Here is a 21,725-nt window from a genome sequence, read left to right as displayed (position 1 = left end):
TTTCATGGCCTGGAACATTCCCGCTTTCCCGTCTGCCGAGGCCGATGCCTATCGCCGGCAGGGCGTATGGAACGAACGGCTGATCATTGATTACCTGGACGAGCACGCCGCACGTGCTCCGCAACGCACGGCTTTCATCGACAGCCGGAGCAGCATCGACTACACGACGTTGCAGGCCGACAGCTACCGTGTGGCGCTAAGCCTGCATCAAAGCGGGCTGCGTCGTGGCGACGTGGTGGCGGTCCAGTTGCCCAATTGGATAGAGTTTGCGGTGTTGCATATGGCGCTGGTTCGCCTTGGCGCGGTGACGTGCCTGATTACGCCGATCAGCCGCGAGCGCGATGTAGCCATGATGCTGAAGGTGGCGCAGGCGCGGTACCTGGTGGTCGCCGATGTGTTCCGTGGCTTCGATTACGCACGCATGGCCAGTGGCCTGTTGCAAGCTGAAGATTGCATCGTGGTGGGTAACGCCTTGCCCGGCATGCGTTCGTGGCACGATCTGATCGCCTCTGGCAACGACCAGGCCAGGACGCGCCGTGCGATAGACGTGATGCGTCCGGGGGCAAATGAGATAGCCGAACTGGTTTTCACCTCGGGAACCACAGGCGAGCCCAAGGGCATCCTGCATACTCATAACACTTTGCTGGCGCCCCAGCTGGCAATGGCCCGTTCCCTGCAGTTGGATGAAGCGGACGTGCTGCACATGGCATCGACCCTGGGGCACCAGACGGGTTTTCTCAACGGCGTCAGGTTGCCTGTGCAGATCGGCGGCACAGCCGTATTGCAGGATGTCTGGGACCCCGGTGCGTTCGCAGCGCTGGTCGCCCGTCACCGCATCGAAATATCGAGCGGTAGCGCGACATTCCTGTTGGACCTGTTGCGCTCTCCGGCCATGGATCAGCATGACTTGTCCTCCTTGCGCATCTTTCGTTGCGGAGGCGGCCCGATTCCCATGGCCCTGGTGCGAGAGGCGGAACAGCGGTTGCCCGGCTTGAGAGTGCTGCGCGGATGGGGGCAGACAGAGAACGGCGTGGTCACGCTGTCCAGGCTGGAAGATTCGCAAGCCGTTCGTGCCGAGACGGATGGACTGCCTCAGCCTGGCATGCGCGTCAAGGTGCTGGACAAGCATGGTGCGCCCGCTTTGCCTGGCGAAGAGGGGCGGCTGCTGGTTCAGGGTGCATTCATGAGCCCGGCATACGTCGGCACGGCCGGCCCGAGTGCGCACCCGCGCGTCGATGGCTGGTTCGATACCGGGGACCTGGCTGTCCTGGACAAGTGCGGCTACCTGCATATTACCGGGCGGGTCAAAGACATCATCATTCGCGGCGGAGAGAACATTCCGGTCCATTACATCGAGAATGTGCTGTACGAAGACCCGCGCATTCTGGAAGCGGTCGTCGTGGGCGTTCCCGACCCCAGGCTGGGAGAACGCTGCTGCGCGGTGGTCATCTGCCGGGATGGAGCGACGCTCGACCTGGAAGCCCTGCGGATGTTCCTGGGCACCCGCGGGGTGGCGCGGCAGTATTGGCCAGAGAGGCTGCACGTCGTGCAGACGCTGCCGCGCAGCGCCAACGGCAAAGTGCAGAAAGTGGCATTGCGGGCCGCCTTGGCTGCCGAACCACAACGGGAAGCGTAATGAATACGGCACACTATACGGTCGATGGCGAAGTGGCTGTTCTTACGCTGGATAATCCTCCCGTCAATGGCTTGAGCATCGAGCTGCGCATCGCGTTGGCCGCGGGGCTGGACCGCGCGCAGGCCGACCCCGCCGTCAAGGCGATCGTCATTACCGGCGCGGGGGGCGTCTTCTGCGGCGGCGCCGACCTGCGCCAGATCAATACGCCGCAATACTGGGCTTACCCTCGCACCATACAGCTGGCGCATCTGCTCGACCAGATCGCCAAGCCGGTCGTCGCAGTGATTGACGGGCTGGCGCTCGGCGGCGGACTTGAACTGGCGTTGGGATGTCATTACCGTCTGGCGACGGCATCGGCCCGCCTGGCGTTGCCGGAGGTTCGGCTGGGGCTGTTGCCAGGGGGTGGGGCGACGCTGCGGCTGCCGCGCCTCGTCGGCCTTGAGTCCGCGGTGCGGATGATGCTGGACGGAGCCATGACCGGCGCCCGCGAGGCGCTTGCCAGTGGATTGATAGATGCCGTCATCGACGCAGCGCCTCTGCCAGGCGGTATCGCCTATGCACGTGCAATAGCGGCACGCGGCCAATCGGTGAGGCGCGCCCGCGACCTGCCCGTGCCGGCGGACGGGGGGGCCGAGTTTTTCCGGGAATGCCGCCGCGGGTTGGCGCCGGGGCGGGCTCGCGCCGCCATCCTGGCCTGCGTCGAGGCGGGGGTCACCCTGCCGTTTGAAGAAGCCGTCCGGCTGACCGACGAAGCGACGCGCGAATTGATGGAGTCCGACGAGGCAGCCGCGTTGCGTTATCTCTTTTTTGCGGAACGCGAGGCCGGAAAACCCGACTCGGCCACTGTGCCGTCTTGCAGGATCGGCCGCGCGACGCGGGTGCGCCACGCCGCCGTGCCCGAGCGAACCGGCTGGCTGGCGGCAAGCATGCAGGAAGCGGGAGAAATCACGGTTCTGCTGGATTGCACCGGTAATTGGCGTGTCGAGCAATCCAGCGCGGTAGCGGGTGCCGACGACGACGACGCGGCGTTGCGGGCCCTGGTCGGCGCGGATCTCATCGTGGTGGATGCCGACGACGAGACTGTGCAGCGAGAGCTGCTGCGCGCGGCCGGGCACTACATCCGGGCGGAAACCATGGTGGCGTTGATACGAGGGCAAGCGCGGATCGGCGACGCGTCCGTCGACATAATGGCGCGTGATGCGTTGCGCCTGTATTGCGCACCGGTTGGCAAATTGGCCGAGATCCAGCAGCCGGATAGAGCCGATGCGAACTTGGCGGCGGTGGTTCGCTACGTGCGCGATCGGGGCGGAAAGGCCGTACTGACCCGGGGGGCACGGGCGCCGATATGGGAGCTGGTGGTCGAGCAGGCCAGGTCGTGCTTGGCGCAATGCGCCGAAGCTGGGCTGGATCCTGTCGATATCGGCCGTGCCTTGCGGCAGATCGGCTTCGGCAAATCGGCGGTCGACGTGTTGCTGTCTGGCGTATTGCCGGAAAATCGATGCGTCGAGCCTGAAGGCCCTGTCACCGAGGCCGCCAACGAGGCGGTGCGTGTTGCCATGGGCCGCATGGCGCAGGAAGGCGCGCGGTTGCTGGAAATGCGGTGTGTCGCCAGGGCTTCTGATGTGGATGTGGCGATGGTGGGGGCAGGCCTGTTTCCCGCGACGTTGGGAGGCCCCATGTATCAGGTGGCTTGCCAAGCCAAGAAGGATGCTGGCGGCTGAGACGGGCAGTATGTCAGGCTCGTTTTCGCCGGCTTCTACCTTACCCAGGCGGCTGGGTGCTTCTTCAAGTTTTTCCGCCTATCGGAAAAAGTGCGCTTATCGCGCTTGAGGACGGCTAGACCCGACCTCTAGACTGGAACGACCAGTTCATGAGGAGACAGCCATGTCAAGAATCAAAACAGCATACAGGCTGCTGGCGATCACTTCCGTTTTGCTCGCGGGAGGTACGGCCCAGGCCCAACAGTATCCCGAACGACCGATTAATGTGGTCGTGCCATTTCCTCCGGGCGGTCCGGTGGACACGCTGGCGCGGATTCTGTCGAAGTCGATGAGCGCTTCGCTTGGGCAGCAAATAATCATCGAGAACAAGCCCGGAGCGGGCGGCTCGATCGGAGCGGCCCAAGTGGCGCGCTCTGCCGCGGACGGTTATACGCTGCTTATGACGGCGAGTTCATTTGCCATGGATCCGGCCATCCGGTCGAACTTGCCGTTTGATCCCCGGGAAGATATGCATGGGGTTGCCAATGTGGCCAGCGGCCCTGTTGTATTGCTGGCAAAGAAAACCCTGCCTGTCGACACTTTTCCGGAATTGCTGCAACTGCTGAAAAAAGAGCCCGGAAAACTCGCCTATGCATCGACGGGGATCGGCACGGTCAACCATTTCGCCGGCGAGCTGCTCAAAAGCGCGGCGAAGGTGGACGCGCTGCATGTCCCTTACAACGGTGCGGCGCCGGCTACCCAGGCGATCGTGGCCGGCGAAGTCGACTTTTTCTTCAACAATGTCTTGTCGTCCGTTCCCCTGGTGGCGGCCGACAAGGTCAAGGCGCTGGCCGTCACGAGTGAAGAACGCTGGCCGGCATTTCCCGATGTTCCCACACTGCGGGAGTCGGGCGTGCCCGTGGAAATCTCGTCGTGGTATGGCTATTTTGCGCCCGCTGGCACACCCCCGAGCGTGATGCAAAAGTTCTATGCCGAAGTGAACAAGGCGCTGGCGGCCCCCGAGGTCAAGCAGCAGATCGAGCGCCTGGGTTTGAAAATCGAAGGCATGGGTCCGGATGAGTTCCAGATCTATGTGGATAAAGAAATCGACAAGTGGGCCGCGGTCGCGAAGAGCGCGGGTATCCAGCCTCAATAACCGTACATGTAAGGAAATCGAATGCCGTATCTGGAACGCAAAGACCACCCCTCGCTGCATTATCTCGTAGACGATTACACCGACCCCTGGAAAAATTCCCCGACGCTGATCCTGCAGCATGGCTTCGGTCGATCGGCTGAACTCTGGTACCGCTGGGTACCCTATCTGGCGCGGCACTACCGAGTCGTGCGTCCCGACCTGCGCGGGCTGGGAAAATCGGGACGCGATTTCGATCTTGCCACCGGCATGACCGTCGATAACCTGGTATCCGACCTGGCCGCCGTGGTAGACCACGTGGGGGGTGGCAACCCGGTGCATTATTGCGGCGAATCGCTGGGCGGCATGCTGGGTGTGGCGTTGTCTGTCGTTCATCGGGAAAAACTGCGCACCCTGTCTTTGATTGCCGCGCCGCTACGTATCTCGGCCGCTACACAGAAAACCTTTGCGTGCGGGCGGGAAAGCTGGCAAGCCGCGATCGCCGAACTCGGTACCCAGGCGTGGGCTCACGAGATCAACGGCAGCTTGCGCTTCCCCGCCGACGCCGAGCGGGGCATGCAGGATTGGTATGCCGACATGATGGGCGAAACCCACGCCGATTCATTGATCGCGCTGTCGCGCCTGGCGGCCAAGGCGGATATCGAACCTTTGCTCGATCAGGTGTCGGTGCCCACGCTGGGACTGTACCCCGTCGCCGGAACCATCACCGGAACGGATGAAGCCATCATCAAGGCTAAAATTCCCGGCATCAAGTACATCGGGCTTCCCAGCAAGTTCCATGCTATTCAGTTTCTGATGGCCCGGGCTTGCGCCGAAGAAGTACTGCATTTTGCATGCCAGCACGACGGAATCGCTGCGCACGAGTGAGTGTCGCAGGGAAAGACGGGCTTTCGCTGATCCGGTTCCGTCCTTGGCATGGCGGAACCTATTTTCGATCCCATGACTGACGACTCGGTTTACCGTGGTGTTTCACGGACTATCGCCATCCTGAGGGTCATCGCCGCCAGCCAGGAAGGAGGGTTGAGGACCTCGGAGATCAGCGACGAGCTGGGCCTTAGCTACAGCGCGACCAGACGCCTGTTGCACGCGCTATTGGCGGAACAGGCCGTCGAGTTGGCGCCTGACGGCAGGCGGTACCGTATGGGACGGGAAATAACCCTGCTGGGTCTGGCACGCACCCACCATTCAGATCTCAGAAGATGCGCAGAAGGCCATATGCGTCAACTGGTCGGCGACTTCAGGGAGTCCGTCTATTTGACAGTGCGCAGCCACGCGGACTCGGTCTGCATTCACAGAGAGATCGGCACATCCGGGCGCAAGGTACTGTCGATCAGTGAAGGTTCCCGCCGCCCGCTTGGGACCGTTATCGGCAGTATTGCCTACCTGGCCGCACTGGATGCTTCAGAGTGCGAAAGCATCATCGATGAGAACCGGAGCCGATATCCTCATTGGGGAGTCACCTCCAGTCTGGTCATCGAACGTGTCGAATTCGCAAGGCATCACGGCTATGCCTACGCCAGCCAAGGGTTGCGGCCCGGGACCCGTTCAGTGGCGGCCGCCATTCAAGACGGACAGGGCAAGCCTTGTGGATCGCTCAGCATTGCGGCGGTTGCCGATATCATGGACCCGCCGATGATCGAATCGATGGCGCAATCCCTTCGGCACAAGGCGGAACTCATTGCTGCAGTCTTGAACAGCCAGGCCAGCCGCACCCGAGAGCCGCCTGTCAATAGATAAGATCGCCGCTTATGTTGTATGGTGGAACTTACGGCCTGTACTGGCGCTTGGGAGCACGACGACATGACCAAGGCGTTCAAAGTTGGCGATCACGTAAGCTGGAATTCCGAAGCGGGCCGGGTGACGGGCACGATAGTCTCCGTTCACACTGATGATTTCGATTACAAGGGGCATACGCATCGTGCCTCGAAAGACCATCCCCAATACGAGATCAAGAGCGACAAGACGGACCACATCGCGGCTCATCGGGGCGAAGTGCTCAGGCATGTACGTGGCCGTGGCCCGGCATGACGCGGCCGTTCTCTCGGGCAGGCCGGCCGCCACCATGGCGCCCACTACCTTTTCTACACTGCCGGTACAACTCAAGCGGCGGTGGGTTCGATCTCATTGCCCCTCAGCCGCTGCCCAAAGGAGACTTCATGAAACGGCTTTTCCCGTTGTGCGCGGCGATGTTCCTGGCGGCAGTCCAGCCGGCAGTTGCGGACACCTATCCGTCCAAGCCCATCAAGATGGTTGTGCCCTTTGGTCCCGGCAGCGGTACCGACCAGGTCGCGCGCGCGTTGTCAGAGGCCATGTCGAAATTGGACAAGGTCACGGTGGTGGTCGAGAACCGGCCAGGCGGCAACGGTTTCATCGCCGCCCAGGCCGTGTCCAACGCCGAGCCCGATGGCTACACCATGCTTCTGACCACGAACAGCACCCATGCGGCGGCAGAGCATCTATACAAGAACCTGCCCTACGACCCGGTCAAGGACTTCACGCCCGTGGCGCTGCTGCGCAAAGGCTACCTGGTGATGGTGACCCGGCCTGATTTTCCGGCTGCCACGGTGGCCGAGTTCACGGCGTTGGCCAAGCGCGAACCCGGCAAGCTGAATTTCGGCAGCGGCAGTTCCTCGTCGCGCGTGTCGGCCGAGCTGTACAAGCAGCTCTCGGGCACCGACCTGACGCACATCCCGTACAAAAGTAATCCGCTTGCGCTGACCGACCTGCTGGGCGGACAGATCCAGGTGATGTTCGTCGATACCTCATCGGCGGTCAGCCTGGTGAACAACGGCAAGCTGCGGGGCCTGGCGGTGACCAGTGCGCGCCGGCTGGATATTCTGCCCAAACTGCCCACCATGGAAGAGGCGGGCCTCAAGGACTACGAAATGTCGTACTGGACCGCCGCTTATCTACCGCGCAATACCCCGCCCCAGATCACGGCGCGGTTGAGCGAACTACTTGAGCGTGCCATCCATTCCTCCGGGCTGAAGCAACTGATGGACAAGACCGGTACCGAAGTGTCGTTCGGCGATGCCGAAACGTTGAAGCAGTTCCAGGCCTCGGAAACCGAAAAATGGGCCAGGATCATCAAGGCCGCCGGCATTCAACCGGAATAGGCATGGCCAAGCACCGCATACGCGTCGGCGCAGGCTCCGGCTTTTCCGACGACCGCTTCGAGCCGGCCCTGGAACTCGCCCGCCACGGCGACATCGACTACCTGGTATTCGAGTGCCTGGCCGAACGCACCATTGCGCGTGAAACGCTGGCGCGCCTGAAGAACCCCCAGGCAGGCTACACGCCGTATCTTGTCGATCGCATGCGCTTGGTGCTGCCCGAGTGCCTGCGGCGCGGCATACGAATAGTCACCAATATGGGGGCAGCCAATCCGGTCGCCGCCGCGCGCGCCATTCGCGCCGAGGCGCTTGAGCTGGGCCTGGCCGCGCCGGGGGTCGCCGCTGTCATCGGTGATGATGTCACCGAGATCATCCGAGCCAACCCCCAGCTTCGCTTGCTCGACAATGGCGAACCCGTGGAGTCGCTGTTGCCGCGCCTGGCGGCCGCCAATGCGTATCTGGGGGCGGATGTCATCAACGAGGCCCTGTGCCGCAACGCGCAGGTGGTAGTGACGGGCCGGGTGGCCGACCCATCGCTGTTCCTGGGGTGCATGCTGCACGGATTGGGCTGGTCTTACGACGACTACCCGCGCCTGGCGGCCGGCACCTTTGCCGGCCACCTGCTGGAGTGCGCGGCCCAACTGACGGGGGGATGCTTTGCCGACTTGCCGCGCAAGTTCGTGCCCGACATGGCCCGCATCGGGTTTCCCTATGCCGATGTAGACGCCGCCGGAAACGTCAGCTTCGGCAAGGTGGATGGGTCGGGCGGCCGGCTGGACGTGGCCACCTGCACCGAGCAGGCGCTATACGAGATGCACGATCCCGCCAACTACATTACGCCGGACTGCGTGCTGGACATTACCCAGGCCGAGTTCCGCCAGGCCGGCAATGACCGGGTCGACATGCACGGCGCCCAGGCCCGTGCGCGCACGCCGACCTACAAGGTGGTGGTCGGCTATCACGATGGGTGGATAGGCGAGGGCGAGGTCGGCTATGCCGGGCCGAACGCGCTGGGCCGCGCCCGCATGTCGGAACAGATCGTGCGCGAACGGCTGGCGCTGCGCAGCTACAGCTATCCCGAGATCCGGGTCGACTATATCGGCGTATCCAGCCTGCATGGCGATCTGCCGGGCCGGCCAGAGCCCTACGAGGTCAGGTTGCGCGTGGCCGCCCGCACCGCCGATCGCAAGGCTGCCGAGGCGGTGGGCTTCGAGGTGCGCACGCTGAACGTGAACGGGCCGGCGGGCGGCGGCGGCGGCACCCAGTCGGTGCGCCAGGTGATAGGCGTCAGGTCGTTGTTGCTGCCGCGCGAGTATGTCCGCCCCGAGATCATCATGGAAGGAGCCCCGGCATGATCAAGGTCTACGAGCTGGGCCATTCGCGCGCCGGCGACAAGGGAAATACCTCGAATGTCTCGGTCATTGCCTACGACGCGGCAGGTTGGGATGTGCTGCGGCGCGAGCTGACCGTCGAGCGGGTCATGCAGGCCTATCGGCACGTGGCAGCCGGACCGGTGACACGCTACGAGCTTCCCAGGATGCGCGCGCTGAACTTCGTCATCGAAAACGCACTGGGCGGCGGTGTGACGATTTCCCTGGCCATGGACGCGCATGGCAAGACGCTGTCGTACATCATGCAGGATATCGCGCTGCCGGATCAGTCGTCGCACACTGGGCGGTGATCCGCCGGCCTGGCCGGCCGGCGTTTCGCAGGCGACGCTACTTTTCTGCCTTGGCGCCGGAAATCTGCACCAGCTCGGCGGCCTCGCCCATGCCTTTCCGGACCATGTCCCAGTAGGCATCGATGGACATGGGCTCGGCGGGTACCGAACCCATGTCCACGAACTTCTTGCGCAAATCGGGGTCTTGCAGGGTCTTGGCCAGGGCCTCATTGAGCTTGACCAGGATCGGGCGCGGGGTGTCCGCGGGCGCCACCAGGCCGTACCACGATTCCATATAGAAGTCCTTGACGCCTGCCTCGTCGAAGGTGGGCACTTGCGGCAGGGCGGAAATACGCGCCTTGGCGGTGATGGCCAGCGGCCGCACCTTGCCCGAAGCGATGGGCGCCATGGCGCCGGTGGTGATGATCATGTCGACACGGCCGGCCATCACATCGGTCAGTGCCGGCGCCGTGCCCTTGAACGGCACATGCAGGATGTCGATGCCCGTGCGTGTCTTGAAGCTGGCGCCCGCCAAGTGTTGAGATGAACCTACGCCACCCGAGGCATAGGTCAGCTTTCCCGGGTTCTGTTGTGCTTGCGCCACGTAGTCTTGCACCGTTTTGAAGGGGGAATCCAGCGGCACCAGCATCGTGGATGGCGACGTATTGACCAGCCCCACCGGCGCGAAATCCTTGATGGGGTCATAGCCGATGTTGTCGTACAGCGCCGAATTCAGGCCGTGCGAGGCCACTGTGGCCAGCATGATGGTGTAGCCATCGGGCCTGGCGCGCGCGGCGGCAACCGAGCCGATATTGCCGCCCGCCCCGCCGCGGTTGTCTACCACCACTGCCTGGCCCAGATGCTTGCTCATTTCCGCGGCCACCATGCGGCCAACGCCGTCGGCGGGCCCGCCGGCCGCCCAGCCCACGATCATGGTGACCGGCGCGGACGGATAGTCGTCGGCCGATTGTGCCGGGGCGGCAAAGGCCGACAAGCCCAGCGCAAGGGTCAGTCCGGCGAATTTATGGGCGCGTAAGTTGGCACGCATCGTTGCAGTCCTTATAAGAATAGAAGCAAGAGCGTACCTGATCTTCATCTGAATTTTCCGAGGCATTTTCCCTATCCTTTTGATTGCGAGACTTAAGCTGGGATAGCCTGGTGACGTAGATACGGTAGACGGGCGCGTTACTGCGCATACGTGATTCCACTAAACGCAAGGAGCAGACATGGAAGTCATGCGAGCACTGTGGGTCGGTATGTTAGGAGCGGCGTTGACCACGCCGGCATGGGCCACAGGCGGGCGAATACACTTCGTGGGCAGTATTGTGGTTCCGGCTGCCTGCACGGCGGCTGTCCAGATTCGCCGCGGGGCGCCCAACGTCACGGCAGATTGCAGCACGCCGGAAAGCGTGTCGGTGCCGTCATCGTCGCAAGTCCCGTACGCTGATGTGACGGTCCGGCCGTTGCAGGACCATTCGGCCCAGGCGAGCGGCCCACGCAGGTACGTGGTCGATATGACGTACCGCTAGGCGGCGGGCCGGGCGGTAGAGCGGGCCGGGGCACTGGCCCGGCTCAGGATTCGGCGGTCTCGTTGATGCGTCGCGACAACTCGCGGGTAGACACCACGCGCCGTTCGGCGTTTTCCATGGAGGCCTCGTCGTCTGCCATATTGGCAATGATGGCCAGCAATACCTTGCGCGCGGTCTTGACTTCGGTGCCGGTCAGGCCGCGAGTGCCGATGGCATTGATTTCTTCGGCCAGCGGGATCAGTTTTTTTTTCAGGGCCCGGCCATTGCGCGTGAGAAAGACGTGGATGTTCTTGTTGTTGCCCGGCAGGTGCTTGCGTTCGATATAGCCCAGCGCTTCCATCGCTTTCATGGCCGCATAAGTGGTGGGTTCCATGACGCCGGCCTGTTCGCTGAGTTCGCGTTGCGTCAGGCCGTCTTGTTCCCACAGGATGCGCAGGAACGCCCAATGCCCGAACGAGACGTTGTGATCCGACAGGCGCATCTGCAGGCCACGCACCAAGGCGCGAGTGGCGTCCTTGATCAGGTGTGCAAGGCGGTCGTGCGGAACTGCCTCGCGCCAATGGGCCAGTACTTTTCTCGTTTCTTTGGAAGTCATGCGCAGGCAGCGTGATGGAGTCGGAAGGTCGCGGAAAATGATACCGCAAAGCGCCAGCCGCCAAATTGCCGGCGCCGCGGACCTGGTGTCATGCTACCTGGTGGCGCAGCGGTATGTCCGAGCCGGCGCCGTCGGATTGCAGCATGGCCAGGCAGATTTCCAGCGTGGCCTTGGCCCAGCGTCCGTCGTGCAGCGCGGGGCGGTCGCGGTAGATGGCGTCATGCAGCTCGTCGACCACCTCAAGGCGCGGCGCAGCCGGTGCCGGCAAGGGCAGGAACTCGCGGCGTGCGTTTCCATAGACGAAAATGCCGGTGGGCATCGGCCGCAAGTCGGCCTGTTCACACGACACCAGGATGCTGCCGAAGTGCTGGTGCGTGGCCTGTGGCCCACCGGGCGCGGGTGCGCTGTACAGCGGGCCGCCATAGGTGCCGGCCGCTTTCAGGGCGGCTTCGTCTTGCGCAGGGCCCAGGCCGGCCAGCTTGCGGCGCGCCGCGCCGTAATCGGCCGGGTCTTTCGGACGGCCCATTTCGCCGACCCAGTCCATCCATTCATCGGAGTCGAAATGCGCGTAGCCGTTATAGTTCAACGAGGCGTAGGCGCCGCCATCGAACCACAGCAGCGCGCTATAGGCGCCTTCGGTGGGCCGCCCCGGGTCCCAGTTTCCCAGCGCGCAGCGTAGCCGGGCGGGGCGCCGGCCGACCAGCAGGCGCACGATATCGACCTGGTGGGCGGCCTGGCTGAACACTGCGCCGCCGCCTTCCCGGGTGGCCAGCTCTTCGGGACGGCGCGGCCGCAAGAGATAGTCGGTGTAGTTCAGCGCATGCACCATCCTCACGGCCCCGAACTCGCCGCGCGCAATGCGCTCGCGGCATTGCAGGTATGGCGTATCGAAACTGTGGCAGTGGCCTATCACCAAGTGCACCGAGGCGGCCTCGCAGGCCGCGATCATGGTGTCGCATTCCGCCAGGCTGAGCGCCATGGGTTTTTCGACCAGCACATGCTTGCCGTGCGCGGCCGCCAGCCGGGTATGGTCGGCGTGATGCTGGTGCGGACTGGCCACGTACACGACCTGCACCAGGGGGTCCCGGATCAGCGCTTCGGCGGATTCGTAGGCCGGGCCCTGGAAGTCGGCCGTGAATTGCTCGCGGGCGGGGCGGCGGGGGTCGCACGCCGCGACCAGCTGCACACGGGGGTCTTCCCGGAAAGACGGCAACATCAGCGAGAACGCGCGGCCCAGTCCGATGACGCCCAGGCGAAGGGGGGCAATGGCCATGAGTGGGATTCCGAATTCGTGTGGGCCGCGGGCTACAGGTCCAGCACAAGTTTTTCGCAGCTTGCGCGCGATACGCAGACCATGACCTGGCTGTCCTGCTCGTCCGGCAAGAGCACCATGTCGCGATGGTCGGCCGTGCCGGCCAGCAGGCCGGTGCGGCATGAACCGCAGGTTCCGCTTTCGCAGGAATGGCCCACGCGCACGCCGGCTTCCAGCAGCACCGACAAGATCGACTTGCCCACCGGCACCTGCAGCTCGCCGCCCGATCGCGCCAGCGCCACCGTGAACGGCTGGTCGTCGGGTTGCCTTGCCCCGCCCTCGAGGAAGCTCTCGAAGTGGATTCTTCCGGGAGACCAGTGGCCGGACATGTCGCGCACGGCCTCCATCAGCCCGCGCGGGCCGCAGCAATACACATGGCCGCGGTTGGGTTTCTCGAGCACGGGCCACAGGTCCAGCGACTGCGCGGGATCGCCGTGATCGTGGTGTATGCGCACGGATGCCTTCAGCGCGGGGTTGCCCAGTTCATCCAGGAAGGCCGTGCCGGCGGGCGCCTGGCTCAGGTAGTACAGTTTCCAGGGCACCGTGGGCGGCTCGCCCAGCGAGCGGATCATGGAAAGAATGGGCGTGATGCCGATACCGCCCGCAATGAAGATCAGGCTGCCCGGATTGTCGACCAGCGCAAACGCGTTGTCGGGCAGGGACGTGGGCAGCGTATCGCCCACCGAGGCCAGGTCCACCAGGCTGATGGAACCGCCGCGGCCCTGCGCATCGCGCTTGACCGTGATGACATAGCGGTCGCGCTCGGCGGCATCGTTGCACAGCGAATACTTGCGCAGTTCACCGTTGGGCACTTGCACCTTGATATGCGAGCCGGGTGTGAAGGGCGGCAATTCGCCGCCCCTGGCCGGGCGCAGCTCGAACGAACGGATGCCGTCGGCCGCATCGACGATGCTGGCGATGCGCAGCGGCATCAGGGCTTCTGCGCCGTGGGCAGACTCAGTCATGGCAGTGTCCTTGCGCGGATGTTCCGGCCCAGGGCCTGTTCACAGGCCCTAGATCTTGTAGGTTTCATAGGTGCTGGGGTGAAACAGCTCGTCCACCGCCACGTGCCGGGCCGACAGCCCCTGTGCGTGATGATGGTGGGTAAACGCTTCCAGCGTGGCCCGGTTGGCATCGACCCCGTAGGCCCAGTAGTTCTCGCCCAGCGTGTCGCGCGCCGCCTTCAACTGCTCTTCGACGAACGGCAAGGTAACCTTGGTGGCCGAGGTGTCTTCAAGCTTGGCCAGCGCCAGTGCCTTCGATTGCTCGAATGCCTTCAGCAATGCGCCTGGCAGCCATGGATGCTGCTGGGCCAGGGCCTTGCGTATGCCCACCACGTGCATGATGGGGAAAATGCCGGTGCGCCGGTAATAGTCCTTGGCCACGGCCGTCGGGTCATCGAACAGCCAGCCTACGTCGGGGTTGGCGCGCGCGGCGCCGAACGGCGCGCGGGGGGCCATGAAGCCTTCGATCTCGCCGCGGTCCAGCATGTCCGAGATGGTGGTGGACGCCGGAGCGTCTACCATCTTCACGTCGGCGGGCAATTGCAGCTTGATCTTCTCGGGGCGGCCCGGTTGATCGATGCCGCCGCGCACCCAGGTGACGTCGGACGGCTTGACGCCATAGTCGTCGGCAAGCAGCGCGCGTGCCCACACATTGGCGGTCAACTGGTATTCGGGAATACCGATGCGCTTGCCTTTCAGGTCTTGCGGCGATTGGATGCGGTCTTTGCGTACATAGATCGACGTATGGCGAAACGCGCGTGACAGGAAAATCGGCAAGGCAATGTAGGGGCAGTCGCCGCGGGCGTGCTTGACCAGATAGCTACTGAATGACAGTTCGCTGATATCGAAGTCCTGGAAGCGGAACGCGCGAAAGAACATTTCTTCGGGGTTCAGCAACATGAAGGCGGGGTCCACCCCGTCAATCTGCACGGCGCCGTCGTACAGCGCGCGGTTGCGGTCGTAGTCGCCCATGGCGATGGAAAGTGGTAGCTTGGCCAACGTGGTTTCTCCTGGGTTCAAGCGGTGGTCTGGTAATTACCGGCCAGTAGCGGGTCGTGGCTGGGCCGTGCGCCGGCTGGCTGCACCGAGAATTCGCGCCAGTCGGTGGTCTTGGGAACGATGGCCTGGAACGAGCAGACATCGGCCGGAATACGCAGGTCGCCCGTACCGATGGCGGGTTCGCCTTTCTGGAACGCCTGCACGGCATCGAGCATCTGGCGCCGGAACTCCACGATGGCCAGGTCGCTGGCGCCCAGCCGCTCTTCCGGGCGGTTGGCGATCGGCCCCATGGTGACCCACATGGCAATGTCCTGGTTCGGAAAACCCCGTATGCCGGTGAAGTTGCCGGCTTTCATGGCCTGGCGGTCTTGCCAGAAGCGATTGCCGGTATTGCGATGCGGCCGGTAGCGCTCATCCAGGTCGATGCCGACGCTGGTGCCCAGGAACCTGCGCCAGGTCTCGGTATCGGGCGTGGTGGTTTTCTCGCCCCAGGCGATGAAATAGAACGCCGTGTGCGTATCGTCAATGGGCACGTTGACGTTCGCCACGTTGTACAGATTGTTGGGCGGGATCAACACGGTACCCGGCGCCACGAACACGGTGGACCGCACGTAGTCGTTCTGCGCGGCGTTGGTAATGGGCCGGCGGATGGCGGCATAGCGAAAGCCGAACGAGGTGCGCTGTACTTGCAGTCTCGGCGCCTTGTCGGTGGAAGGACGCAGCCAGTTCTTGTCGGTGGCCTCGGCGCCGCCGACGCGGGCCGGCACGAAATCGGACGAGTGCAGGCTGGAGCTGTGCGCGGAATCGATCGCGCCTTCCAGGATCTGCGCCCAGTTGCAGGGAATGAGCACCTTGGCGATGCTGACTTTGGTCTGCGCCGTGGGCGCCCACGAGGGCGGGTTGAACTCAGGAATGTCGTCTTGCAGCCCCATGTAAGCCCAGATGACCCCGCCCCATTCCTGCACCTTGTAGGCCTTGTGCTTCACTTTCTGCGCCATGGTGCTGGCCGCGGGCTCGGAGACCATTTCGATCACCGTGCCTTCGACGTCCATCTTCCAGCCGTGGTACAGGCAGCGCAGGCCGCATTCTTCGTTGCGGCCATACACCAGCGACACACGGCGATGCGGACAGTATTCGTCCATGACGCCGACCCGGCCGTCAGTATCGCGAAACACCACCAGGTCTTCGCCCAGCACGCGCGCCTGCACCGGGTCGCCGTCCGGCTCGCTGACTTCTTCGCTAAGACAGATGGGGGTCCAGTGCCTGCGCATCAATTGGCCCATGGGCGCGTCGCCGACGACTCGGCACAGCAGTTCGTTCTCTTCGGTGGTCAACATACGGATTCCTTCCTGTCGATATGAGGCGCGAGGGGCCGTCCGCGCGAGGGAGCCGGGTGCAGTCCCCCGCGCGGCGCCGTGGCTCGGCTAGTCGGCCTTGATGCCGGCGGCCTGGATCGCGCTTTGATAGCGTCTGGCTTCGTCGTCGATGGCAGCTTCATACTGGGCGGGCGTGCCGCCCACGGGCTCGATACCCAGCGTGTTGAACTGCTTGACCACGGCTGGGTCCTTGACCGCCTTGGCAATGGCGGCACTGATTTTCTGCACGGCGTAATCGGGCGTGCCCGTGGCGGCCAGCGCGCCCACCGTGACGGCAAAGTTGAAGTTGGGAATGAGCTCGGAGATTGCCGGGATATCGGGCGCCAGCGCAGAGCGCTGGCCGGCGTTGGTGGCCAGGATCTTCGCCTGGCCCTTGTCGGCGAAGCCCGACAGCGAAGGCAGGGCGGCGAACACCACGTCCACCTGGTTGCCTATCATGGCGGGCACCGATTGGCCCGACCCCCGGAACGGCACATGGGTCACGTCGAGTTTCAACGCGATTTTCATGGCCTCCATGGTCAGGTGGTGTGAACTGCCGATGCCCGACGAGCCATAGTTCAGTTGTCCCGGCTGGGCCTTGGCACGCGCCACGAAATCCTGCAGCGAGTTGATGCCGGTTTGCGTGCTGGTGGCCAGGAACAGCGGCGACGTGGCGATCAGGGAAACCGGCATGAAGTCGCGCTTGGGGTCATAAGGCAGGTCTTTGTACAGCGACGGATTGATGGACATCATCGACCCGTCGGTGACCAGGTACGAATACCCGTCGGCCGGGCTGCTGCTGAGTGTTTGCGCGGCGACCACGCCGTTGGCGCCGGGCTTGTTTTCCACCACCACCGGTTGGCCCATGCTGATGGTAAGGCCCTGGGCGACCACGCGCGCAACCGTATCGGGCAGGCCGCCTGCCGCGTAGGGAACGATGAATCGAATCGAGCGTGAAGGGAACTGCGCGGCCTGCTCGTTTGCCTGCGCGGCAGAGGGCGCCGCAAGCGCCAGCACGGCGCTTAGCAGCGAAGCCAGGACGATGCTACAGCCCTGAAGGCGTAGTGCTGATCGGTCTTTAATCATGAGTCTCTCTCCGTTTTTTCGTGGCACGTTCTTAGATGGAATACGCCTTTTTTTTGCGGCTTTGCGCAAGTGGCGATGTTTTGGCGTGCCGTTGAATAATATTAGATAGCTAAGAATAATTCAACGCATCGATCCGTATGGAATTGTTTTTCTTGGGATGTTTTTTTTCGCGTTGTGCCGCGTCCGCGCAAGCGCGGCGGGCCCGCTGCAGGCGGCTGCGCGGGCGTGGCGTGCACGCCACGGGTCGGCCGCGCACGATGCTGCGATAGCGTGGAAACTAGCTGAAGCGGCGGACTATCGCGGCGAGAATTTCCAGGGTTCTGCGCCTGTCTTTACACATCGAAGAACACGGTTTCGTCTGTGCCCTGCAAATGGATGTCGAACTGGTATGCAACACACTGGGTATGCGGAAGGCGCCTCGCGATCAGCGTGGCGCGGCGCTCTGGCGGCACGGCCGCCAGGACGGAATCGTAGGCGTGGGCCCGTGCATCGTCTTCGAAGTAGATGCGGGTGTAGGCATGCAGCAGCATGCCGCGCATCATGACGATGACATCGATATGCGGAGCCGATGCGGGGCCCGTGACACCGGGCTTGATGGTTTCGACGATGAAGCGTGCTTGCGGATCGGTGCCGGTACCCACACGAGCGAAGCCATGGAACCCGCTTGCCTCATTGTCTTCCAATGAATGCGCATACTGGCCCGCCGCATCGGCCTGCGTCATTTCAATGATGGCGTCGGTCACGGCCGCACCGCTGCCATCGTAGACCCGGCCCTCGATCGTGATGGGCTGGCCCGCGGCGTGGCGATGCGCCAGCACGGGCGTGAACAGGCTCTTCAGGTCGAAATGGTATTGCTCGGGACACAGCCCGTACGCGAAGAAGGGGCCGATAGTCTGCGAAGGCGTTTGCTTCAGGACGGACATGGCTTACTCCGTGGGGGTTTGCCGCGCGCCGCGCAGCACGATGTCGAACTCATAGCCCAGTGCAAAGCCCTCTTGGGTGGCCTCCAGCGAGAATCGCGAAACCAGGCGCTCGCGTGCATCGGTGGGCGTGCCCTGGAAGATGGGGTCCAGCTTCAGCAGCGGGTCGCCGGGGAAATACATCTGGGTGACCAGGCGCGATCCGAAGTAGTCGCCAAACAACGAGAAATGAATATGGTTCGGGCGCCAGGCATTGGCATGGTTGCCCCAGGGATAGGCGCCGGGCTTGATGGTCAGGAAGCGGTAGCGGCCTTCGCCGTCGGTCAGGCAGCGGCCCGCGCCCAGGAAGTTCGGATCCAGCGGCGCATCGTGCTGATCGCCTTTATGAACGTACCGGCCGGCCGCATTGGCCTGCCAGATTTCCACCAGCGTATCGCGCACCGGACGCCCGCTTTCATCCAGCACCCGGCCCGTGACTACGATGCGTTCGCCCAGCGGGGCCCCGTTCCTGGCGGCGTTGCGGGTCAGGTCGTGATCCAGCGCGCCCAGGCTGCTGGCGCCGTAGACCGGCACCTGGCGGTTCTTCAGCGAGTCGTGCAGGGGAATCAAGGGCAGTGTCGGGCTGCGCAATACCGACGACTTGTAGTCGGGATGGCGGTAAGGCGGATGCGCGTCCCAATCCCGCGGGCTGAGGATCGTGTGACGTGGCGTTGAACCGTCCATGGGAAACACTCCGGCTGCTCAAGATTGATTGAGCCGTCACTGTAATAGGGCTATAAAGTTATGGTAAGTGATGTTTTATGCTGGGAGTTTGCATAAAAAGTTATGGAAAATCCTTTACACGGCGGCCATATCAAGCTGCGCCATATCCAGTGCTTCCTGGCGGTGGCCCAATCGAACAGCTTGCAGCGGGCCGCCGAGCGGCTGTCGATTACCCAACCGGCGGTGTCCAAGACGCTGACCGAACTCGAATCCTTATTGGGAACGCGCCTGTTCGAGCGGGGGCGGCGCGGTGCCGAACTGACCCGCGAGGGGCGGGTTTTTGCGCCGTATGCCCATGCCTGCCTGGGCAGCTTGCGCGACGGCATTGGGCAACTGGCCCATGCGGACGCCGGCGATTCGATAACCGTGGGACTGGGTATCCTGCCCACCGTGGCCAGCGTGTTGCTGCCCGCGGCCATCCAGGTATTTCGCCAGACCTGGCCGATGGCCAGCCTGCGCATCCACACCGGCCGCAACATGGAACTGCTTGAACGCCTGAAGGCGGCCGACATCGAGTTTGCCGTGGGCCGCCTGGGCGAGCCGGATGCCATGGCCGGCATGAGCTTCGAGCATCTGTTTCGAGAGCCGCTGACGGTGGTGGTGCGGGCCGGCCATGCCTTGCTGGGCGAGGGGGCGCTGGTGCCGATGGCGCTGGCGCGCTACCCGCTGATCGTGCCGCCCGAGGGTACGCTGATACGCCAGTCGGCCGAAAGCGTCATCAGCGCGTTCGGGCTGCCGCGCCAGTTGGCACGGGTAGAGAGTTTGTCGGTTTCCCTGAGCCTGGAACTGACGATGCGCAACGATGCGGTATGGTTCGTGCCATCCAGCCTGGTCGAGGCGCTGGTGGCGCGCAATGCGCTGGTTTGCCTGCCCATGCCTTTTGGCGGCACGGATGAACCCATGGGCTTGATCCAGCGCACCGATATCGTGCAATCGCCGGCCGCCATCAGTTTGCTGCACGCGATACGCCAGGCGGGCCTGCAACGCGAACAGGCCCGCCTGGCGCAAGCCTAGCGGCCCGCCGAGGCTGCCCTGCCCGCGCAGGGGGCGGCACCAAGGCTCAGGCCGGGTCGCCGGCCCAGAAGTCTGCTTTCGGCGGGCTGCGGTCCAGCGCCGCCAGGACTTTCAGCACAATGGCCATGCCGGTGTTGCCGGCGGGGACGCCGGCGTACACGGCTGTCTGCAGCAACACTTCGCGGATGGTGTCCAGATCCAGCGCGGCGGCGGCGGGATCGTCGGCCGGCGCTTGCAGGCCACTGCGGATGTGCAGCTCGAATTCTTCCCACCGGCCCATTGCGGCGGTGATGGCCAGCACCAGGATGCGGCGCGTGCGGGGGTCCAGCCCGGGACGGCTCCAGATGCTGTCCCACGCATAGCAGGTGATCATGCGCTGGAATTCCACGTTCAGCGTGTTGGCGTTGCCGACCGAGCGTTCCACCCATGCATCGCCCAGGACGTTGCGCCGGTTTGCCAGGCCGCGCTTCAGGGCGTCGGCAGGAAGGGAATCAGACATGGTGGGGCTCCAGGGTTGAAGGGGGTTGCGGCGGGGTATCCAGCGTGCGCAGCAGCGCCGCGCAGCAGGCGGCCGACGCCTGCACGGCCCGCTGCGGATCGGTGGCTTGCGCCAAGACTTGCGCGGCCAGCCGTGCCTGTTCGGGGCCACGGGTTTCTTCGATCCAGCGCTGCAATAGTATCGATAGCGGCTGGCGCTGCGCCAGCGCCTGGGGGGCCAGGCGTTCGATGGCCTGCTGCGCCGCGTCGCGGCCGGCCAGCGAGGCAAGCGCGTCTGCGCAGGCTTCCGAGAAAATGACCTGATGCAGGGCGTCAATGTGCGCCTGCATGCGCGCCGTGTCGACTTGCAGGCCTTCGGCGGCCAGCCGCAAGGCGGCTGCCGCCGCGTGCACGTGGCGCCATAGGGGCGCCCACGCGGACAATTCGGCCTGCCATTCGCCCAGGGCCCGTTCGTGCGCCTGCGTCATGCAGGCAAGCAAGGTCGACGCCAGGCCCGGCACCGGCTGGGTTTGCGCGACAGCCTGCATGCAGTGCACGGGGTTGCGCTTGTGCGGCATGGCGCTGGACGTTCTGCCGCGCGGCGCCTCGGCCAGCTCGCCTACCTCGAACTGGCTCATCAGCGACCAGTCGCGCGCCAGCTTGGCGAGGCTGCCGGCACAGACGGCGGCTTCCATCGCCAGCCGCATCCACGCATCGCGCTGCGTATGCCAGCTGTGGCCGCACGCCCACAGCCCCAATTCGGCGGCCAGCGTGTCTTCCACCTGGGCGGCCTGGTCTGCCATGGCGGCGCGATTGCCCACCGCGCCGCCCAATTGCACGCACAAGGCGTGCGGCGCAAGCGTGCGCAACTGGCCGGCGCTGCGCCGCACGGCGGCGGCGGACTGGGCGCACTTCAATCCGAAGCTGGTGACCTGGGCGGGCTGCAGCAGGCTGCGCGCCATCATGGGGGTGGCGGCGTGAGTGCGGGCCAGGGTGCGCAGCGCGGCATCCAGCCCGTCCAGCTCTTGCAGCACGGCAGCCAGGGCGGCCTGGGTCAGCAGGGCATGCGCGGTATCGACCGCATCCTGGGTCGTGGTGCCCCAATGCAGGTAGGGCAGCGCATCGGGGGCATGCTCGGCCAGCACCGCCTTGATCGGATCGACCAGCCCGATGCCGAAAGCACCGGTGCGCCGGGCCTGCTCGATGAACCGGGTGCGATCCAGCTTGGCGCGTGCGCAGGCCTGGGCAATGGCCGTGGCTGCCGCGGCCGGTATCAGGCCCGCGGCAGCCTGGGCGCTTGCCAGCCCGGCCTCGAAGCGCAACAGCGCTTGCAGCCATTGACTGTCCGAGAAGAGCTCGGTGTCGCCGGCCGGATTCAGGGATAGTTCTATCAGGGATGTCATCATCGCG

Annotated in this window: 21 protein-coding genes; 10 read left to right on the top strand and 11 right to left on the bottom strand. The window is 64.3% G+C overall.

Annotated features, from left to right (window positions below; translation table 11 throughout):
• Window positions 1-4 precede the first annotated feature (4 nt).
• The 9 genes from KW845_RS17965 to KW845_RS17925 all read left to right on the top strand — a co-directional run bounded on the left by KW845_RS17965 (window position 5) and on the right by KW845_RS17925 (window position 9,283).
• Complete coding sequence (locus KW845_RS17965) at window positions 5-1,636, top strand: AMP-binding protein (RefSeq protein ID WP_218370700.1); 1,632 nt, start codon at window positions 5-7, stop codon at window positions 1,634-1,636.
• Window positions 1,636-3,357: an enoyl-CoA hydratase/isomerase family protein gene (locus KW845_RS17960; protein WP_218370699.1), complete on the top strand. Its 1,722-nt coding sequence runs from the start codon at window positions 1,636-1,638 to the stop codon at window positions 3,355-3,357. The genes KW845_RS17965 and KW845_RS17960 overlap by 1 nt, the downstream gene beginning before the upstream one ends.
• 163 nt (window positions 3,358-3,520) lie before the next feature.
• Complete coding sequence (locus KW845_RS17955) at window positions 3,521-4,492, top strand: tripartite tricarboxylate transporter substrate binding protein (protein WP_218370698.1); 972 nt, start codon at window positions 3,521-3,523, stop codon at window positions 4,490-4,492.
• 21 nt (window positions 4,493-4,513) lie between these two features.
• Window positions 4,514-5,356: an alpha/beta fold hydrolase gene (locus KW845_RS17950; protein ID WP_218370697.1), complete on the top strand. Its 843-nt coding sequence runs from the start codon at window positions 4,514-4,516 to the stop codon at window positions 5,354-5,356.
• Between the two features lie 72 nt (window positions 5,357-5,428).
• Entirely contained in the window at window positions 5,429-6,226 is a 798-nt protein-coding gene (locus KW845_RS17945; RefSeq protein WP_218370696.1) for an IclR family transcriptional regulator, read from the top strand.
• Window positions 6,227-6,289: 63 nt separating this feature from the next.
• Window positions 6,290-6,517 (top strand): DUF2945 domain-containing protein, encoded by a 228-nt coding sequence (locus KW845_RS17940; RefSeq protein ID WP_218370695.1) that lies wholly within the window; start codon window positions 6,290-6,292, stop codon window positions 6,515-6,517.
• Between the two features lie 128 nt (window positions 6,518-6,645).
• Entirely contained in the window at window positions 6,646-7,605 is a 960-nt protein-coding gene (locus KW845_RS17935; protein ID WP_218370694.1) for a tripartite tricarboxylate transporter substrate binding protein, read from the top strand.
• 2 nt (window positions 7,606-7,607) lie between these two features.
• Window positions 7,608-8,957, top strand: a complete 1,350-nt coding sequence (locus tag KW845_RS17930; RefSeq protein WP_218370693.1) for an acyclic terpene utilization AtuA family protein — start codon at window positions 7,608-7,610, stop codon at window positions 8,955-8,957.
• Window positions 8,954-9,283: a hypothetical protein gene (locus KW845_RS17925; RefSeq protein ID WP_218370692.1), complete on the top strand. Its 330-nt coding sequence runs from the start codon at window positions 8,954-8,956 to the stop codon at window positions 9,281-9,283. Before KW845_RS17930 ends, KW845_RS17925 begins: the two co-directional genes overlap by 4 nt.
• Before the next feature lie 37 nt (window positions 9,284-9,320).
• Here KW845_RS17925 and KW845_RS17920 read toward each other — a convergent pair whose 3' ends face one another.
• The 9 genes from KW845_RS17920 to pcaH all read right to left on the bottom strand — a co-directional run bounded on the left by KW845_RS17920 (window position 9,321) and on the right by pcaH (window position 18,785).
• Window positions 9,321-10,310 carry a tripartite tricarboxylate transporter substrate binding protein gene (locus KW845_RS17920; protein WP_218370691.1) on the bottom strand — a complete coding sequence of 330 codons (990 nt, stop codon included), beginning with the start codon at window positions 10,308-10,310 and terminating at the stop codon, window positions 9,321-9,323.
• A gap of 524 nt (window positions 10,311-10,834) precedes the next feature.
• Window positions 10,835-11,386 (bottom strand): MarR family winged helix-turn-helix transcriptional regulator, encoded by a 552-nt coding sequence (locus KW845_RS17915; protein WP_218370690.1) that lies wholly within the window; start codon window positions 11,384-11,386, stop codon window positions 10,835-10,837.
• A gap of 88 nt (window positions 11,387-11,474) precedes the next feature.
• Window positions 11,475-12,659 carry a Gfo/Idh/MocA family protein gene (locus tag KW845_RS17910; protein ID WP_218370689.1) on the bottom strand — a complete coding sequence of 395 codons (1,185 nt, stop codon included), beginning with the start codon at window positions 12,657-12,659 and terminating at the stop codon, window positions 11,475-11,477.
• 32 nt (window positions 12,660-12,691) lie between these two features.
• Window positions 12,692-13,663 (bottom strand): PDR/VanB family oxidoreductase, encoded by a 972-nt coding sequence (locus tag KW845_RS17905; RefSeq protein ID WP_218370688.1) that lies wholly within the window; start codon window positions 13,661-13,663, stop codon window positions 12,692-12,694.
• 48 nt (window positions 13,664-13,711) lie between these two features.
• Window positions 13,712-14,701 carry an ABC transporter substrate-binding protein gene (locus KW845_RS17900; RefSeq protein WP_218370687.1) on the bottom strand — a complete coding sequence of 330 codons (990 nt, stop codon included), beginning with the start codon at window positions 14,699-14,701 and terminating at the stop codon, window positions 13,712-13,714.
• 17 nt (window positions 14,702-14,718) lie between these two features.
• On the bottom strand, window positions 14,719-16,038 hold the full coding sequence (locus KW845_RS17895; RefSeq protein ID WP_218370686.1) for a Rieske 2Fe-2S domain-containing protein: 1,320 nt from the start codon (window positions 16,036-16,038) through the stop codon (window positions 14,719-14,721).
• Window positions 16,039-16,125: 87 nt separating this feature from the next.
• Window positions 16,126-17,142: a tripartite tricarboxylate transporter substrate binding protein gene (locus KW845_RS17890; RefSeq protein WP_218370685.1), complete on the bottom strand. Its 1,017-nt coding sequence runs from the start codon at window positions 17,140-17,142 to the stop codon at window positions 16,126-16,128.
• A 332-nt stretch (window positions 17,143-17,474) separates the two neighbouring features.
• Window positions 17,475-18,065 (bottom strand): protocatechuate 3,4-dioxygenase subunit alpha, encoded by a 591-nt coding sequence (gene pcaG, locus KW845_RS17885; protein ID WP_218370684.1) that lies wholly within the window; start codon window positions 18,063-18,065, stop codon window positions 17,475-17,477.
• Between the two features lie 3 nt (window positions 18,066-18,068).
• On the bottom strand, window positions 18,069-18,785 hold the full coding sequence (gene pcaH, locus KW845_RS17880; RefSeq protein ID WP_218370683.1) for a protocatechuate 3,4-dioxygenase subunit beta: 717 nt from the start codon (window positions 18,783-18,785) through the stop codon (window positions 18,069-18,071).
• A 102-nt stretch (window positions 18,786-18,887) separates the two neighbouring features.
• Here pcaH and pcaQ point away from each other — a divergent pair, with 102 nt between their 5' ends.
• On the top strand, window positions 18,888-19,838 hold the full coding sequence (pcaQ, locus tag KW845_RS17875) for a pca operon transcription factor PcaQ (protein WP_218370682.1): 951 nt from the start codon (window positions 18,888-18,890) through the stop codon (window positions 19,836-19,838).
• Window positions 19,839-19,884: 46 nt separating this feature from the next.
• Here the strand turns inward: pcaQ and KW845_RS17870 are convergent, their stop codons facing one another.
• Together KW845_RS17870 and KW845_RS17865 are read right to left on the bottom strand one after the other, a co-directional pair.
• Window positions 19,885-20,337 carry a carboxymuconolactone decarboxylase family protein gene (locus KW845_RS17870; RefSeq protein WP_218370681.1) on the bottom strand — a complete coding sequence of 151 codons (453 nt, stop codon included), beginning with the start codon at window positions 20,335-20,337 and terminating at the stop codon, window positions 19,885-19,887.
• Window positions 20,330-21,721 carry a lyase family protein gene (locus KW845_RS17865; RefSeq protein ID WP_255592733.1) on the bottom strand — a complete coding sequence of 464 codons (1,392 nt, stop codon included), beginning with the start codon at window positions 21,719-21,721 and terminating at the stop codon, window positions 20,330-20,332. The genes KW845_RS17870 and KW845_RS17865 overlap by 8 nt, the downstream gene beginning before the upstream one ends.
• Between the last annotated feature and the right edge of the window lie 4 nt (window positions 21,722-21,725).

The organism is Bordetella sp. BOR01 (genome assembly GCF_019218885.1).
GTDB lineage: Bacteria > Pseudomonadota > Gammaproteobacteria > Burkholderiales > Burkholderiaceae_B > Bordetella_A.
The sequence above is the reverse complement of the archived record's forward strand: the minus strand, read 5'-3'. Positions and strand labels throughout refer to the sequence as shown.